Here is a 17,213-nt window from a genome sequence, read left to right as displayed (position 1 = left end):
TATTTTGTATCTAATTGAATCGTCTGATGCAGTCGTGCACTTTGTAATCACGCCTTTGCCCAGAACTGAGATCGAGCATGGCAAAACCAATTCTCGTGAGTGTCGATGACGACTCGGATGTTTTGCGCGCGATCGAACGCGATCTTCGCTCCTACTACGGCGCTGAATATCGCGTGATCGGAAGTGATTCTCCTGAGGGCGCTCTCGATCTGCTGAAGCAACTGAAAGTTCGCAACGACAGTGTCGCCTTGCTGCTTGCCGACCAGCGCATGCCGCGTATGGACGGGGTGGAATTTCTACAAAAGGCAATGGAAATCTTCCCGGGAGCAAAACGCGCGCTGCTTACTGCATACGCCGATACAAACGCCGCGATCAGCGCCATTAATCATGCCAGCATCAACTATTTCTTTTTGAAACCGTGGGACCCTCCCGCGGAGCACTTGTATCCGCAATTGGACGATCTGCTTGATGATTGGCGAGCTTCCTATCACCCAACGTTTCAGGGCATCCGTGTGCTGGGCACTCGCTGGTCGCCACGGTCCTATGAACTCCGGGATTTCCTGGCGCGGAACCACGTTCCATATCAGTGGATAGACGTAGAGCATTCTGCCAATGATCCGGAGACCAAGCGCCTGCTCGAGGCTCTTGGCCCGGAGGTGGCTAACCTTCCTGTGGTGCTCTTCCCCGATGGGACGAAGCTTCTGGAGAGTGTACCGGCAGATATCGCACAAAAGGTCGGATTGCGGACACGCGCACAGACCGACTTCTATGACTTGGCGATCGTTGGCGGCGGACCGGCTGGCTTGGCGGCTGCCGTTTATGGCGCCTCTGAGGGTCTCCACACAGTCATCATTGAGCGGGAAGCTCCTGGCGGCCAAGCCGGGATGAGCTCTCGTATTGAGAACTATCTAGGATTTCCCGCCGGGCTCAGTGGCGCCGATCTGGCGCGGCGTGCTGTCGTACAGGCCCAGCGTTTCGGAGTGGAAATTCTAACGCAGGAGGCGGTGGCTGTCCGGACGGAAGGGCCATACCGGATCATCAAGATGGCGGACGGAAACGAGATCTCATGCCACGCTCTGATGATCGCGTCTGGAGTGCAGTGGCGCCGCCTCGCCGCGCCGGGAATAGACAGGTTGCAGGGCGCCGGAATCTACTACGGTGGAGGTGCTACTGAGGCACTCTCTTGCAAAGGCGAGATCGTGTATGTGGTGGGCGGTGCAAACTCGGCCGGGCAGGCGGCAATGAACTTTGCCCGATACGCGGCACGCGTCGTTATCCTCGTGCGCGGTGAGTCGCTTTCCAGCACTATGTCGCAATACTTGATAGACCAGATTCAAGAGACCTCCAATATCCAGATCTGGACTCATGCCAGCGTCGCCGAGGGGCATGGCGACACCCACCTGGAAGAGATTTCAGTCCTTTGTACCGATACCAACAAAGTTGAGCGTGTCCCCGCCAGCGCGATGTTTATCTTTATTGGCGCGTCGCCACGGACGGATTGGCTGGCCAATGAAGTTGAGCGCGACGATCGCGGCTTTATATTGACCGGTCCTGATCTTATCCGTGACGGGCAGCGCCCGAGGGGATGGGCACTCGACCGGGATCCATTCTTGCTTGAAACCAATGTTCCCGGCATTTTTGCGGTTGGTGATGTGCGACACGGTTCCATAAAACGTGTGGCCTCTGGAGTCGGTGAAGGATCGGTGGCGGTCCAGTTCATCCATCAGTACCTGAGCAAAGTCTAAATGGCCGACAAATCAGAACTACTTCGCGTCCCCGCATTCGCGGATTTACCGGACGACCAGATCGCCTGGTTCCTGAGCCAGTCGCAAGAGGTGCTTGTGAAGGCAGGAGACATCTATGTCCGTCAAGGTGATCCGGCGGATACGATGTTCGTAATTCTCGATGGCCAGTTCCAGTGGCGAGGCGAATTTGGTGGTGAAACCGTTGTGCTTTCCGGCAAGCCAGGCGACGTGACCGGGGTCCTGCCCTTTTCCAGGATGAAGCAATTTGCCGTAACCGGTCGAGCTGTTACCGCCGGACGACTTCTTAAATTCCCAACTTCGCTTTTTCCCGAACTCGTGCACAAAATGCCGGAGTTAACCACGCGCCTGGTGGGCTTGATGTCAGACCGAATCCGTGAGACCACTCGGATTGAACAACAACGTGACCGATTGGCGTCTCTGGGGAAACTTTCCGCCGGCCTTGCTCATGAACTCAACAATCCTGCCTCGGCAGCCAAGCGCGCGACCGGCCAATTGCGAGACATACTCAAGAAGATCAGGGATGCGAGTCTCGAGCTGGGAAGACGCGATCTCACGGCGGCACAGAAATCCGAGATTGAAAAATTGGAAGCCTCGTTCACCCAGCAGGAGATACCTCCACCCGATGCCCTGACTGCAAGCGATCTGGAAGACCAGATCGACTCTCTGTTGCGCAGCCATGGACAGAACGACTTGTGGCAACTGGCGGCCGCCCTAGCGGGGAAGAATATCAAGCCGGAGGTGCTTGAATCTTTGTTCGCAAACCTCGACGCAGATACAGCTCGAGCCGCTCTGGTGAGGATCGCGGCTTCCGTGGAAGTTGCGAGCTTGTTGCACGAAATCGAGAGCAGCACGTCGCGGATTTCGGATTTGGTGCGTGCGATCAAGGAATACACCTACATGGACCAGGCGGCGGTACAAAACGTGGACATCGTGAAGAGCCTGGAGACCACGCTCACGATCATGAATCACAAGCTGAAACAGGGGGTGGTTGTACAGCGCGACTATCAGCGCGTTCCCCTGCTGGTAAATTCGTTTGGAAGCGAGCTCAACCAGGTCTGGACTAACCTTATTGATAACGCCATTGACGCCATGCACGGCAAAGGCGAGCTTCGAGTCCGAACCTATCGCGAGGATAGCTGCGTAGTGGTTGAGATCGGCGACAACGGCCCAGGAATTTCACGCGAGGTGCAGCCCCACATCTTTGAACCTTTTTACACCACTAAAGGGGTCGGGGAAGGTACAGGGCTAGGCCTGGACACAGTACAGAGAATTGTGAAGCAGCACCGTGGAAATATTGAGGTTACTTCCAAACCCGGTGACACCCTTTTTAAGGTCTGGCTCCCGCTCTCCGAAACATCGATTCAATAAGAAGCGACTCCCGAGGCGCCAGTTTGTACACGGCGAGATTGAAAATGGCGGCAACTCACGGGCGTCTCACATCCCAACACCTCGGCTGCCAACTACACCCCTGCCGATACAACCGAACCCGTCATCAACGGCGTTTTATTGGTTCGCAGAAGGCGTTCTCGATAGCGCACGTGTCGCCGACGTGTCAGCTCGACCAGCGGCGACCATACAGCATGCACGAGGTCATGTTTGATCAGCAGATGCCAAAAGCGGTTCGATCGCTTGTACAGATAAGACATAGCTAAATAGAGAGGCACGGCGTGCAGATCTTCTGGACGCCGACGCCAGATGGATTGGTGAGAGAAGAGGCGCTGATAAACCCAAGCGTACCCGTGCTCCAATTCTTCTGCGGACATGTGGCGGGGCTGGAAGACCGCATGGGCCGTGTCATACAGACTCCAGTCGCGGTGCAGCAAACGTCCCTCTGCTTCCATCTGGCGGAACAATGGCGTCGCCGGATAAGGTGTAAGAATATGGAACGTGGCACACTCCAGACGGTTCTCCTCAATCCATTGCGCGGTCTGCGCAAAAACATCTTTACGATCGTGATCAAATCCCAAGACAAAAGATCCGTTTACCTGTATCCCGTAATCGTGAAGAAGGCGGACACGGCGCGCGTAATCTGACGTCTTCGGAGTTTTCTTTCGAGCTTCGGCTAGATTGTCGTCGGAGAGTGATTCGAAGCCAATGAAGACCCCGGTACAGCCACCCAAGGCCATGTCGCGAATGAGATCGGGATCATCAGTAACGTCGATTGAGACTGCTGCGCTCCATATTTTCTTCAGCGGACGTAGGGCGTGGCAGAGAGATCGCAAGTAGTCCCTGCGGGAACCGAGATTGTTGTCAATGAATACAGCATATGGCTGGTTGTCAGACACGAACTCGTCCACCACGAGCTTTGGGTCACGTACGCGATAAGGCATGCGCAGACCGTCCGTCGCCAGATAACAAAACCCGCAGCGATTGTGGCACCCGCGAGTAGCGATGAGGCTGGTGGTCGTTAAGAAGCTGTGCCGCGGCAGAATGGAGCGGCGTGGTAGTGGATCTTCAGAATAGTCGTTGTCATATCCTGCAAAGTAGCGTGACCGTAGCTGTCCACGTTCCGCATCCTCGAGAATGCGCGGCCAGAGTTGCACGCCGTCGCCAAGCGCCAGGGCATCAGCATGAGGCGCGCATTCTTCCGGACAGGAGAGAACGTGTAAGCCCCCTAGAATGACTTTTGCTCCCCGCTGCCGATACCAAGCTGCCACCTGGTAAGCTCGAGCTGCAAAGGTGAGATGAACGGTGATGCCGACAACCTGCGGAATCGGCCTGCATGGCGGAGGACCGTCCAACAGATTTTCGTCCCAGTGCCGGATTCTCCAGTGATCCGGCGTGGTGGCGGCGAAGCTGGTCAAGGCCAGACTTGGTGTAAGAGCGTGTTTCCCAAAGCTAGCAGCTGGGTCCTTGCGATAGAAGGGGTTGATGAGCAGCGCATAGTACGGCTCTAAGGGAATCGTCTCTTTAATCTCTGGAAGGGTGGGCGCGACCGTCATCTCTGCGGGCAGCCAGCGGCGTTTCAGAGCCTCAAAAAAAGGAGCTTCTGGCGCAATCATGGGCACAGCTTGACCAGATTGTTGGCGAAGGTCAAGAAGAACTTCCTACTGACTAATAAACCGAAACAATGAATCGCAGGGGACGAGCTTGGGAGCGATGCTCTGTCGGCCTGCCGCGGTAAGGCTGGTCAATTCGCGGAGTTCCGCATGAATCCTGTATCATTCAGCGCGTTGTATTTTTAATTTTATGTCTCGTCATCTGGGCGTCACCTGACGATAGCCCTGCCTGAAGCACCGGGTCGATCCTTTCCCGAACCCCAAACAAGGAGTCGCGAACATGCGCAGGTTTTACGTCTTCATCTTTCTCGTGCTGTTGTCTTGGTCCGCTGCCGCGCAGCAGAGTCGGCACTTCACTTTCCACTATGCTTTTACGGTGCGAAACATCGAGCCGGGCCAAGCAATCGAGGCTTGGTTCCCGCGGGCGCATTCCGACCAATTCCAGAGCGTAAAAATCCTTTCTGCGATCGGCGACCTGCCGGTGAAGAAAACGCATGAATCGAAATACGGCAACACCATGTTTCACGCCTTCACGGGAAGAGCGACGAAGAGTGAGTATGAATTCGACGCGACGTACGATGTGGTCCGCCGGGAACGGATAGGATTGCCGCCTGCGGGCGTAAAACCGCATCTAGTGAAAGTTTCATCGAAGGAAGCAGACGAATACCTGGGTCCTGACAAACTGGTGCCGATCACAGGCAAGCTGGCCAGCATCGCGGAAACGCAGGTCCAGGGTCGGACCGGTACGGTGGACCGTGCGCGAGCTTTATACGATTACGTGCTGCACACCATGCGATATGACAAGTCCGGTACCGGCTGGGGACGCGGCGACGCAGAGTGGGCGTGTGACTCCAAACGCGGCAACTGCACCGACTTCCACTCGGTGTTCATCTCAATGGCGCGATCACAGCACATTCCGGCGCGTTTTGAGATTGGATTTCCTCTGCCCGCTGACAAGAGTTCGGGTGAAATTCCTGGTTACCACTGCTGGGCAGAGTTCTACGACCCCCAGTTTGGGTGGGTGCCGGTCGATATCTCGGAAGCCTGGAAGGACCAAGGCAAAAAAGACTATTTTTTCGGCGCGCATGACGTAAACCGAGTGCAGTTCTCGTTGGGCCGGGATCTTATTCTGAACCCACCGCAGAGGGGCGGGTCGCTCAACTACTTCGTCTATCCATACGTGGAAGTGGACGGAAAAAAATGGGAAAATGTCTCGAACCAGTTCTCCTTCACAGAGGTCGGGACACGCAGTATTGCGGCAACGCACAACTAGTCACCCTGCACGATGTGCTGCACAGCGTTCATGGGACTTTCCTGCTTAAGTCGGGCGTCATCCATTTTGATCCCTCAACCGGCGCTGCTTTTAACGAAAATTCACTACCGCGCAACATTACTGTAACAAAGCCTTTGTATGCTGCACAAAAGAAGGAAGTGCCGCTCACATGGCCAGTGTTTCACCGAGGGTGCCCCCCGGCGGACCAGAACTGCTTTATGTGGTGGAGGACGATAACGATATCGCCCGCCTGGTTCAGCATCATCTCGAGCAGGGCGGATACGCGGTCAGGTTATTTGGTAGTGGAATATATGTGATTGAGGAGGCACGCCGCGAGCGTCCCCGTCTTTTCCTGCTCGACATCATGATTCCGGGGCCGAATGGCCTTGATTTGTGCCGCCAGATCCGCCGCAATGAAATATTGCGGAATGCTCTAGTTGTATTTCTTACTGCAAAAGGGACAGAATCAGAGCGCGTACACGGTCTCGAATCCGGAGCCGATGACTATATAAGCAAACCCTTCAGCCCGAGGGAACTGGTGGCTCGCGTCAGGGCCCTTCTTAGACGCGGACAGGAGTCAGGACCATCCGTACTGACTATCGGGCACTTAGAAATCGACTCGCCTGCAATGTCTGTCAAAGTTCACGGACAAAAGATTGCCACCACCGCAAGAGAGTTTCAGCTTCTCGACTATTTGGTTCGCAATACTGGCCGCGTTTTCACCCGCGACCAGCTTCTTGATGCAGTTTGGGGTGAAAGCTCGCACGTGATTTCTCGTTCGATTGATGTATATGTACGGCGTATCCGTAAGAAAATTGAAACAGAACCAGAGCAGCCACGGTATCTAAAAACGGTTCATGGCGCCGGCTATCGCTTCGATGTATCCGAATGAACGAGTTACAATGCCAGCGTAATGCCACCCATCACCTCCGACCATAGTGTTCTTACATCCGGCTCGCAAACTGAGGTGAAGCTGCCTGCGCGATTTCTTTGGGGTGTTTCGACCGCGGCCCACCAAGTGGAGGGCGGGAACCTCAACAACCAGTGGTGGGCGTGGGAAGCCGCGGGACGAGTAAAATCGAAAGACTGTTGCGGCAACGCATGCAACTGGTGGCTGCAGGCGGAGCGCGATTTCGATCTGGCTCGCGATCTCGGTTTAAACGCCATGCGCCTTTCGCTCGAATGGAGTCGAATCGAGCCGCGGCAAAATGTTTGGGACACAGCAGCTATCCATCGTTACCGGCAAATGCTGCAGGGGCTTCGGGAACGAGGAATACGGCCATTTGTTACTCTCCACCACTTCACTAATCCGCTCTGGTTCGAACACAAGGGAGCGTTTCTCGATTTCGAAGCCCCGCAACTTTTTGAGCGTTTCACTCGCCGCGTAATATCCGAGTTCGGCGACTTATGCGAAGACTGGGTGACGTTCAACGAGCCCAATGTCTATGCTGCTCTCGGCTATGTTGTGGGTGAGTTCCCCCCTGGAAAGCGAGGCGATTTTGTCTCTGCGATCCGTGCGCTAAGCGGCATGGGGCGCGCCCACGCCCTGGCATACCGCGCCATTCATGAGCTGCAGCCCTCGGCACAGGTGGGATGGGCGCACAACTACGTGGTATTTCATCCGGCTGCTGATTCCAAGCTGGACCGCGGCATCGTTCGATTGGTACACGAACTCTTCAATGAAAGTTTTCTAAGGCTGGTTGACCGCGGAAGTCTGGCTTTTCCGCTTCATCTTCTCGATGGCGACACCGGTAACGTTCAGGGGACGTATGACTTCGTCGGTCTCAATGTGTACAGCCGGTTCCGCGTGGCTTTCGATCTGAACTTCGCCTCACAACTTTTCGCCCGGATTTTCGTTTCCGAAGATGCGCCGCAAGGCGATAAAGGCGTCGAAAATCCATATGGCGAAGTGTACCCTGCGGCGATCCGAGCGGCGGTGGAACGTGTCGCCCCGTTGGGCAAGCCGATCTATATCCTTGAAAACGGTGTCCCCGACGCTGCGGACCGCATTCGTCCCTGGTTGTTAATGAACGTACTCCGTGAGATACATTCCTTAGTTGCAGAAAACCACGATCTGCGCGGCTACTTCCATTGGACATTGACGGACAATTTCGAGTGGAGCGAGGGTTGGGGGCTGCGTTTTGGGTTGTTTTCACTGGATCCAACGACCCAGGAACGCAAACCGAGAAGGAGTGCGGAACTCTACAAACGGATCGTCCAGCAGAACGGCCTTTCACCTGATCTCGCGCGAGAGTATGAACACCCGCTAGCCCACGCGACGCGCAATTCCTAAGCTCCCGACTCCCAATATTTGTGGTCGCGTAGGAAGAAGCTATCATTCCACGAGTTCAGCGCAGTGCGAAGGAACAGCCGAACCAACGGGAAGTGCCCCATTTTTTTGAATCTGCGATTGGTCGTCAGCACGTAACCCGGCACTATTCCGAACTTGTTTCGCGCAACATGTTTGCTGAGCATATAATCCTCGGCAAATAGCGCCTGCTCGTGAAATCCGCCCAGCTCTATGAAGCGCTTCCTGGCGAAAAGCATGAACATTCCCGTACTAAACGGCTTGAACAGGCGCGACAGTTGCTGCATAAAGTCGTTGCCGGCATAGAGCAGTCGGTCCATAAAGCTCCCGCCTGAGCAGCGGATATTCGTCGTAACACAGTGAAGTTCTTTCTGCTTCATCAGGTGGACCGCACGGCTAACCAGTGTGGGATCTGCGACCTCAATATCGGCGTCAATAAACAGGAGATAAGAAGTTCCCGCACGATGGGCCCCGTTGTTGCGTCCTACGGCCGGCAACCCTCCTGGGATCACTTCAAGGTTGAGGCGGTCAGCAAACCCGAGCGCAATTTGCACCGTACTGTCAGTTGATCCGGCATCAGCCAGGTACACCTTCGTATTCGGCATCAGCGGGTAATCCTGCCGAACTAGCGAATTCAGCAGAGTCCCAATCAGCTTGGCCTCGTTCTTCGCTGGGATAATAATCGTCAGTTCGTTCGCGGACCTCATGTGTGTTTACCCCCTCACTGTCAATGGTGATGTAAGTAGCAGCAGGCTGAGTCCAGCAGCCTGTATTGAAGTACTCAATTCCATCCTTCTGCATCTGGATTACCTCATGCGTATGACCGCAGAAGATCCGCTGTACGCCACGCTCGCGGGCATACGCGATGGCCCCCTCGGAAACCTTGCTGGTTAGCCGTAGCCATTTCGTATCCAGGCGCTCGAGCAATCGCACAATGTACTTGTGCCGCGTATCCAGCTTTTGCATGCGCAAATAGAATGTAGTCAGCAGCCTGCCCAAGGCGATGGTGTTCACTGAGAAACCGTCAAACTGGTGGCCATGAATCGCCAGATGGCGTTCGCCGTCGAAGTCCCACTCATATTCCTGGTAAACCCTGATTCCAACCAGGTGCGACATAACTTCTGTGAGCCCCTGGTCGTGGTTTCCTTCGACCCAGACAATTTCAATGTTGCGCTTGGGATTAGAGAGTTTTCGTATGTAAGACAAAAAACGCCAGTGTTCTTTCGTGAGGCGTCGAAAATTCAGATCGCAAAAAATGTCCCCGAGGAGGATGAGACGTCGAAAAGAGTTCTCTTTCAGGACCTTTAGCGCTGCATTCGCGCGGCTTATGTCCGACCCGAGGTGCAGGTCCGACAAGATCAACGTGTCGAAACCAGACGCTCCCATGCTTCTCTTATACGTAACTACTGTTACACCAAAATTAATTTCGGCGGGCAAGAGAATGCCTTTGGTAACCTTTGACCATAAATTTACACGCCGTTTACATCACTTTAACCTCGCAGTAACATAGGGCGTTTTAGAAAGCGTTGTTATCGGCGGCCGTTCGCTTTACGATGTGTTTCAGTAGCTAGCGGTGAGAATCGGAAATGCGGCCCAGGACCTCTCAGGCGGCGTTCCGTGGATAGGCACGCACCACAATGAAGTCGAATTTCTTAAGCGTTCCATATTGCGGGCCTCGGCCGGAAGCATTAATTCCTGAATTAGCGCTTCTACTTAGGTGGGGAACATCTCCGTCCCAGGTATTCATCATTGTCCTATCAGTTCCTGACAGGTGACGCAGTAGCGTGCCCAAGGTAGCGCTTCCAATCGCTTGACGCTGATATCGCCTCCGCAGTGCGCACATTCTCCGAATGTCTCCCGCTGAATTCGTTGCAGCGCTTGCGTAAGTGTTTTCACCATTTGCTGTGTGGAAGCGATCTTGTGAGCTAGCATCTGCCGCTCGTACTCGCTCGCGGCTTGGTCAGCCGGATCGGCGCTTCTTGTGCTTAGGGTTTGGGTTTCCTGATGCGCGTCGGCAAGCACGCGGTTGAGTTCCGCAATACGTCCTTCCAACAACTCCCTGAAGTGCGCGGCTTTCTTGTCGGAGAGCACCTGAATCTCGCTTAGCTGATGAACGCACCATACGACGGTGCATTGACTCAGGATATGTCGCATTGGCCGCGGTGTAAAATCGAGCCTTGGCCAAGCCGGGAGTCCGATCGAATGAAAGCAATTCGCATGCATATGCGAGGCGGCCCTGAATTGCTAGCCTACGAAGACGCTCCGAAACCGGATCTCCAGCCCGGAGATGCACTCGTCCGCGTCATCGATACGTCGATAACGAAGACAGAATTAACCTGGGACGAAACCTATACAGATTGCGATGGCCGGCCGCGGATTCCCACCATTCCGGGACACGAATTCGCGGGGATTGTAGACGCCTTGGCCCCGCAGGCTGCGGGGGTGCGCGTGGGCGATGCTGTGTATGCACTTTCGTCGTTTTGCCGCAATGGCAGCGCTGCCGAATACATCGCGATCCGTGCAGCGGACCTCGCGCCCAAGCCGCATTCGCTGAACTTCGAGCAGGCGGCCGCGGTTCCGCTTGCAGGCCTTACCGCGTGGCAAGCCCTTTTTGATTATGCGCAAATTGAAAAGGGACAGCGGATCCTGATCCACGGCGCGGCGGGCGGCGTGGGGACATACGCGGTCCAGCTTGCGAAGTGGAAGTGTGCCGAGGTGATCGCCACGGCTTCACACAAGGACCACAATTTCCTCGGCGAGCTCGGCGTCTCGGAAGTAATCGATTACACCCACGAGCATTTCGAGGAAAAAGTGGAAGATGTGGATGTGGTGCTCGACACCGTCGGCGGGGAAACGTGGCAGCGGTCGTGGAGCGTGTTGCGTCGCGGCGGCATTCTTATCAGCATTGTGAGCCCGGTGGCGGCCGAGAAGGCGGCTTCGCTCGGCCTTCGAGCCGTATTCTTCATCGTTGCGCCGAACCGCGCGCAACTTATCCAGCTGGGTCACCTCATCGACCAAGGTGCACTCCGCGTCGTCGTCGGAGCTGTGCTTCCGCTTGCAAGAGCGCGAGAAGCTTTTGAGCAAGCATCAGCCGGCCACAAGCGCGGAAAAATTGTGTTGCAAGTGGCTGCCGCCGAGTTCGCGAAAGCATAGGGCCCTCGAGCCATTCCAACTGAATAGCAACGAACCAGGTCGAGCGAGGATGGTGTCACAAAGTGCCACTAATTTTGTCTTAGGGATTGCAACAAGGCCAGCCGAGCCTGCAACGTCTTGATCGAGGGTTAAGGAGATAATTTATGAAAATCGTAGTTATCGGCGGTACCGGTCTTATCGGATCAAAGCTTGTCAACAAGTTACGCGGGCACGGGCATGAAGCTGTACCCGCAGCGCCTAATACAGGCGTCAACACTCTCACAGGTGAAGGTCTGACCGAAGTTCTCCAAGGTGCGTCGGTAGTCGTTGATGTATCAAATTCCCCCAACTGGGAGGACGCAGCAGTGCTAAATTTCTTCGAAACATCAACTCGTAACCTGCTCAGCTACGAAGCCACCGCAGGGGTGAAGCATCACGTCGCATTATCGGTTGTGGGAACCGATCGCATGTCAGAAAGCGGCTACATGCGCGCCAAAATCGCGCAGGAGAAGCTGATTGAACGATCTTCCATCCCCTATTCGATCGTGCATGCCACGCAGTTTTTCGAATTCCTCAAGGGCTTAGCCGACATTTCCATGGTTGACGGCAAGGTACGTCTGCCTCCTGTACTCTTCCAGCCGATGTCTGCCGATGATGTCGCGACTGCCGTAGGCAGAGTCGCCGTAGAACCACCGATAAATGGCAGTGTCGAAATCGGCGGCCCGGAACAATTTCGCGTGGGTGAATTAGTCCGGCGGCGCTTGGCCTCGCTCAAAGATCCCCGCGAAGTGGTCGCGGATCCAAATGCGCTTTACTCCGGAGCGAAACTCAGCGAGAAAACATTGGTTCCGGGCAGTAACGCACGACTCGGCCAGACCCGTTTCGAAACCTGGCTGACTCAGCCCGCAGCACAAGTTGCGAAAGTTGCGTAAGAGCGACGTACTGACCGAACACAGCGAGGTGTGCAATGGATGTTGCACATACACTGAAGTTGTCATAGCCTAGGGGAACCGCGGATAGATATTCTTCTCTCTCGGGGTCTGTCCTCTGCCAGCAATTATGCGGCGATTCGTGCCTCTGATCTTTGTCCTTTTTGCTGCCTTTGGGTATTGCCAGTCGCTCTCGCCTGATGCGTCAGTCCAATTGCGGCGTGCCACGGAGCTTTTGCACGAGAATAACGTTTCAGAAGCCGAAGAAACGTTGAAGCGTCTCGCGGAGCGATTTCCAAAATCAGCGGAAGTACAAGAGACACTCGCCGCCGCACTGGACATTGAGGGCAAGCTGGAGGAGGCCACTTCACATTTCCAGCAAGCCGCACGCCTGGAGCCGCACTCTGCGCGGGCTCACCTGAATTTGGGCGCTAACTTGTTTCGTCGCGGCAAACTGGCGGACGCTCAGCCCGAGTTCGAGACTGCCCTCAAGCTTCGCCCGGCGGACGCTAACATTGAGTTCAATCTCGGTGTGACCTACATGGGATTGCGGAGATTTGATTCTGCTTTGCCGCATCTCCTCCACTCTCACCAGCTCCGCCCTGATGATTTTGAGAGCTCATACCAGCTCGCTCTTTGCTACTTTCTGGTCCGCGACTTCGTCGAAGCGGACAAGTTGCTCGACGCGCTGGTCCCGCCGGCGGGAGGCCAGGCTGGTTTGTATCTTCTCCGGGGGCTCACATCTCACGCTCTAGGCAAAGAGGCCGAATCACAAACTGCATTTCGAAAGTTAGCAGAGTTGCCTTCCGCTCCGGACGTTTTCGCGAGGTTAATTGCGATGAATCCGGATGCAGCAACTAGCGGGAAACTGGTGCCGGTCCTGGAAGCAGCCCGCGCACAGAATCCTAATTCATATGACCTCGCCTATACCCTCGCCGCTCTGTATCATCGTTCCGGACAGAATGATAAAGCGCGCGGCTTGCTGCGAGCGGCCCTTGAGACCTTCGAGACGCCTGATCTGCATCATCTCTCTGGCGAAATCGAGGAGGCCCTCGGGAACTATGTAACTGCCGTCAAGGAGTTCCAACGGGCGGCAGAAATGGCGCCCACGGAACCTAATCTTTACGATCTCGGTTACGAATTTTTGGCGCACTGGAGCTGGGACGCTGCCGGGGAGGTGTTTCGGCGAGGTCTGGATCTCACGCCCGATTCTCTTCGCCTGCGTGTGGGCTTGGCCACTGCCTACTACGGGATGTCAGATTACGACAAAGTGATAGACACACTGCTGGCGTTTCCGAGCCATCAAGAGCAAAGCGAAATCGCAAACCAACTGTTGATCAGCGCTTTTCCTTCCTCGCATGACCGAACGAATGTAGTGCGAAAACGCTTGTCCGAGTTGCAGCGCACCAGTAGAAACAATGCCTGGCCAAACTATTTTTATGCGATGGCGTTATTACACAGTCCCGACCAACCTGCAACTCAGGAACAACGCTTAAAGGCCATGCAATTGCTGCGGCAAGCGATCGCGCTTAAGCCTGACGTCGCTCAGTTTCATTACGAGCTTGGATTGTTGTTGTTCGGTGACCACAATTGGCGCGCCGCCGTTCCGCTGCTAGAAAGGGCAGTGAAACTCAATCCTAATTATGTGGAGGCGTATTATCGCCTAGGCCAGGCTTACCAGCGCTCCGGTGACCCGGCAAAAGCGGCCACCGCCCTTGCGGAACATCGCAAACTGCAGCAGCAGTGGCAGTCTGAGACTGATCGCCGCCAATCACAGACCGCGAAGTTTATCTACCACCTTGAAAAGTAGGCCTTATTTTTTCAACTTCTGTTCGGCGTTGGCCACGGACTTGCCGGTCGGACGCGAGCCCGCCAACAGGGTCCTGCGCAGCGAGATCATATTGGCGTAGATGCGCCATGCGCCAGGGACCGCTTCGGGCAGTTGCCGGTACCACGCGTAGGCGCTATAGATGTATACCCCTTTGCCGTAAGGCGCATACATCATTCCACCCTTTTGCGCTTCCTGTCCCTTGTCATGTGATTCCAAGAGCGGCTCGTAATGTGAGTCCCAGGTCTTCAGGAACTTGGAACCACGCTCTTCCACCCACCCACCGAAGTCGGCCATGGTGATGCGGTTAGGAGAATTGAACACCGGATTTTTGGCATCGAGAATCGCGAGTTCCGAGTCTTCTTCGCTCACCTCTTCCGGATTGTTAGTCATTTTGTAGGGATATGGTCCAAAGTTGTTGTCGAACTCAGGCGTTTGATACTGAACGATCAACACCCCGCCATGCTTTACGTAATCCAGCAAGCGGCCGTTATAAGTCTTTAAATCTCCACGCACGGCATAAGCTCGCACACCCAATACAATCGCGTCGTATATCGACAACTCTGCGTTGGCCAAGTCTGACGCTCCCAGCATCTCGGGGTGTATTCCTAGCAAGCCGAGCGCCTGCGGGATATCATCGCCTGAACCCATCACATATCCGAGCTTCAGGTTTGAGGCAACCTTCACATCCACGGCGCGGACATGATGAACCGCAGGACGGTATAAGTTGGCGCGGCCGAGATCGCGAGCTGTCACCGTGCGATACCCATTGCTGTACTCACGACCTTTGTAGGACGCCACCGCGCGGACCTGATAATCCTGCTGCTTGACCTGGGTGGGCACCGTGATCGCGAAATCGTAGTTTGCTTCTTCATCTTCTTTGGCCAGCGAGAATGGTGTTGCCGCTGGCCTGCTTTTCCAGCCAGAGGGCAAATCCAATTTCAGTGTGCCTTGAGCTGGGCCTTTCGCGGAACTGTGCACGACCACTGAAACCTTGTACTGATTGCGGCCGACCGGAATAATTCCCCGCTCGATTGGAAAACGCACCGTAATCGCGGGCGCCACGCTAAGGGGTGGACGAATGGTTCCGAACTGCGGATCGTGCACGGTCACGGTGAGCGGCTCACGCAGTTCGATAGTGGTGCCGGCTACCTGCAGTTTTGCTTGTCCCCAAGCGGGCGGATCGGGAAAAGCCATTCCGAGATCGCTCGGCACATCCACCTTGTACTCCGATTCTTCAATGGAATCGCGGTGCCAGTAGGGCTCACTGGGTTGTGCATCTTCCGCCACCGTGATACGAAAAGTTGATGCCGCCGGCTGATTACTTGCCAGCGTTTTCAAATCCCCCTTGGCGGTCTCGACTTTCCATCCCTGCGGAGCGAGAATTGCCACCGAGACCGGGGTTACGGAGACGCTGCTGCGATTCACCAGCCGCACTTCGCTGGAGAATGTCTGCCCAGGAATGGCCTGATTGAAAGTGGCAGGGTTCATAAACATTGCGAAGGGACCGGTGGGAATCTCGTCCGGTAACACGGTTGCTTCCATATCGATCGCGAGAGCATCTGCGATCGCATCCTGGAACTGCTGCTCTTTTCGACTTAGCAAGAATTCGATGTGTTCTTTGCCCGCTAGTTCAATGTTCGCGGATCTCACCTGGGCCAACAATTTGCGGGTGGCCTCCAGCCCTTGTGCAAGGGGCGGCACAGTCTTTTCCGGCTGCGTAGGAGTGTAGGACTGGGACGCCACCTCAATCGACTCGGTAATTGTTTTCAATCCGGCCACCAGGAACTCCGGCGGATTTGAGCCTGCGCTTTTCGCCATCCCGGTAATCGTTGTATCTATCCCGTCAAAGAAAGATTGCTCGTGCTCGGGGCTGTAACCGGAAATCGCGCTCTTAAAAAGCTTGTAACAACTTTTGAACTCGCCTGGCGGGATAGGACGCCCGCCTCCTGTGCCTTGCGATCGTTGGAAGCTTAAACCTTCGCTGGAAATCTGCGCGTAGGAGCGTCCGAGAACAGGATCATACTGTCCCGTATCTATAGGTAGGGTGCAATCTCCTTTGTCCTCGGGGCGAAACTCCGGCCAGATGTTGTCGTGATAGACCTTCTTCGGTTGCCATGGTTTCAGCCCGGCTTTGATCTGCTCGGGGAAGCGGTTGGGATCGCCGGCAGCCTCAATTACAAGCTGCGCCATTACGCCTGACGCCTGATGATTCCCATGCCCGTCGCGCTGATCTCCGCGGAAACGCGCAATAATTACGTCCGGACGGTCACGTCGGACGGCATAAACAACGTCTCGCAGCAGGTTTTCCTTGCCGCCCCACTTGTCCAAAGACTCTTGTAGTGTCTTCGAAAAGCCGTAATCCACTACATGCGTAAAGTACTGATCCGCTCCGTAGTAGCGGTCGGCCTGCATCAGTTCGAGCGTGCGCAGCACCCCCAGATAGTCGAAGAAGTATGGCCCGATTAGGTCGGCACCGCCTTCGCCACGGTTGAGCGTGAGGAGTGAAACATGCGCTCCCTGTCCGCGCGAAAGCATGGCCAGCATGGGGCCATCCTCATCGTCGGGATGCGCGGTAACGTGCATTGCACTTGCCGTAGTTCGCAGCTGCAACAGTTCCCGCCACAGACCAGCCGCGCCGCGATCTTCAGGAATTTTCTCAGCGCGTGATGCTCGAAGTCCGACAGTGAGCAGTACAACCATCAAACACAGGACAGTGCCATGCCGCTTCATCGCCTTCTCCTGGTTGGCGTTCTGCGATTGCCAAATTAGCAAGCGCAGGTATTATCCATATTCAGCGGAGCCGGTTTACCAAAGCGCTTAGGCCAAGTCAAGCAAACAGATTCCAGGCGCGCTGCTGTTCCTTGCATGCGGCAAAACCAGATTATCGCCGCGATTCGAAGAGCGACGTAGCGCTTACGCGCGGGCGGTTCCGGCGGCTGCGAGCCTCACCACCCCTCGGGATCGACATGCGAGCG

13 protein-coding genes are annotated in these 17,213 nt (G+C 55.4%); 8 read left to right on the top strand and 5 right to left on the bottom strand.

Going from position 1 to position 17,213, the window contains the following annotated elements:
- The first annotated feature begins 77 nt into the window (after positions 1-77).
- Both VFA76_07215 and VFA76_07210 read left to right on the top strand, forming a co-directional pair.
- Positions 78-1,745 carry an FAD-dependent oxidoreductase gene (locus tag VFA76_07215; protein HZR31627.1) on the top strand — a complete coding sequence of 556 codons (1,668 nt, stop codon included), beginning with the start codon at positions 78-80 and terminating at the stop codon, positions 1,743-1,745.
- The gene (locus VFA76_07210) at positions 1,746-3,134 is read left to right on the top strand and encodes an ATP-binding protein (protein ID HZR31626.1); all 1,389 of its coding nucleotides are present in this window, start codon (positions 1,746-1,748) and stop codon (positions 3,132-3,134) included.
- 92 nt (positions 3,135-3,226) lie between these two features.
- Here the strand turns inward: VFA76_07210 and VFA76_07205 are convergent, their stop codons facing one another.
- A complete protein-coding gene (locus VFA76_07205) occupies positions 3,227-4,768 on the bottom strand; it encodes a radical SAM protein (GenBank protein HZR31625.1) in 1,542 nt (513 codons plus the stop codon).
- Positions 4,769-5,045: 277 nt separating this feature from the next.
- On the opposite strand from VFA76_07205, the gene VFA76_07200 reads away from it, so the two are divergent.
- From VFA76_07200 to VFA76_07190, 3 genes are all read left to right on the top strand, one after another.
- A complete protein-coding gene (locus VFA76_07200) occupies positions 5,046-6,038 on the top strand; it encodes a transglutaminase domain-containing protein (GenBank protein ID HZR31624.1) in 993 nt (330 codons plus the stop codon).
- A 169-nt stretch (positions 6,039-6,207) separates the two neighbouring features.
- Positions 6,208-6,930 (top strand): response regulator transcription factor, encoded by a 723-nt coding sequence (locus VFA76_07195; protein ID HZR31623.1) that lies wholly within the window; start codon positions 6,208-6,210, stop codon positions 6,928-6,930.
- Between the two features lie 21 nt (positions 6,931-6,951).
- On the top strand, positions 6,952-8,331 hold the full coding sequence (locus VFA76_07190) for a family 1 glycosylhydrolase (GenBank protein ID HZR31622.1): 1,380 nt from the start codon (positions 6,952-6,954) through the stop codon (positions 8,329-8,331).
- Here the strand turns inward: VFA76_07190 and VFA76_07185 are convergent.
- The 3 genes from VFA76_07185 to VFA76_07175 all read right to left on the bottom strand — a co-directional run bounded on the left by VFA76_07185 (position 8,328) and on the right by VFA76_07175 (position 10,500).
- The gene (locus VFA76_07185) at positions 8,328-8,987 is read right to left on the bottom strand and encodes a glycosyltransferase family A protein (GenBank protein HZR31621.1); all 660 of its coding nucleotides are present in this window, start codon (positions 8,985-8,987) and stop codon (positions 8,328-8,330) included. The genes VFA76_07190 and VFA76_07185 overlap by 4 nt on opposite strands.
- Positions 8,923-9,732, bottom strand: a complete 810-nt coding sequence (locus tag VFA76_07180) for a UDP-2,3-diacylglucosamine diphosphatase (protein HZR31620.1) — start codon at positions 9,730-9,732, stop codon at positions 8,923-8,925. The genes VFA76_07185 and VFA76_07180 overlap by 65 nt, the downstream gene beginning before the upstream one ends.
- A 360-nt stretch (positions 9,733-10,092) precedes the next feature.
- Positions 10,093-10,500, bottom strand: coding sequence for a TraR/DksA C4-type zinc finger protein (locus tag VFA76_07175; protein ID HZR31619.1), 408 nt, complete (start codon positions 10,498-10,500; stop codon positions 10,093-10,095).
- Between the two features lie 48 nt (positions 10,501-10,548).
- Here VFA76_07175 and VFA76_07170 point away from each other — a divergent pair, with 48 nt between their 5' ends.
- From VFA76_07170 to VFA76_07160, 3 genes are all read left to right on the top strand, one after another.
- On the top strand, positions 10,549-11,499 hold the full coding sequence (locus VFA76_07170) for an NADP-dependent oxidoreductase (protein HZR31618.1): 951 nt from the start codon (positions 10,549-10,551) through the stop codon (positions 11,497-11,499).
- A gap of 143 nt (positions 11,500-11,642) precedes the next feature.
- A complete protein-coding gene (locus VFA76_07165; GenBank protein ID HZR31617.1) occupies positions 11,643-12,410 on the top strand; it encodes an SDR family oxidoreductase in 768 nt (255 codons plus the stop codon).
- Positions 12,411-12,537: 127 nt separating this feature from the next.
- Positions 12,538-14,217 carry a tetratricopeptide repeat protein gene (locus VFA76_07160; protein ID HZR31616.1) on the top strand — a complete coding sequence of 560 codons (1,680 nt, stop codon included), beginning with the start codon at positions 12,538-12,540 and terminating at the stop codon, positions 14,215-14,217.
- Between the two features lie 3 nt (positions 14,218-14,220).
- On the opposite strand, the gene VFA76_07155 is transcribed toward VFA76_07160, so the two are convergent.
- Positions 14,221-16,968: a PIG-L family deacetylase gene (locus VFA76_07155; GenBank protein HZR31615.1), complete on the bottom strand. Its 2,748-nt coding sequence runs from the start codon at positions 16,966-16,968 to the stop codon at positions 14,221-14,223.
- Positions 16,969-17,213 lie beyond the last annotated feature (245 nt).

This window comes from Terriglobales bacterium (assembly GCA_035651655.1).
Classification (GTDB): Bacteria; Acidobacteriota; Terriglobia; order Terriglobales; family Acidobacteriaceae; genus DASRFG01.
This window is presented reverse-complemented; position numbering and strand designations above follow the sequence as displayed.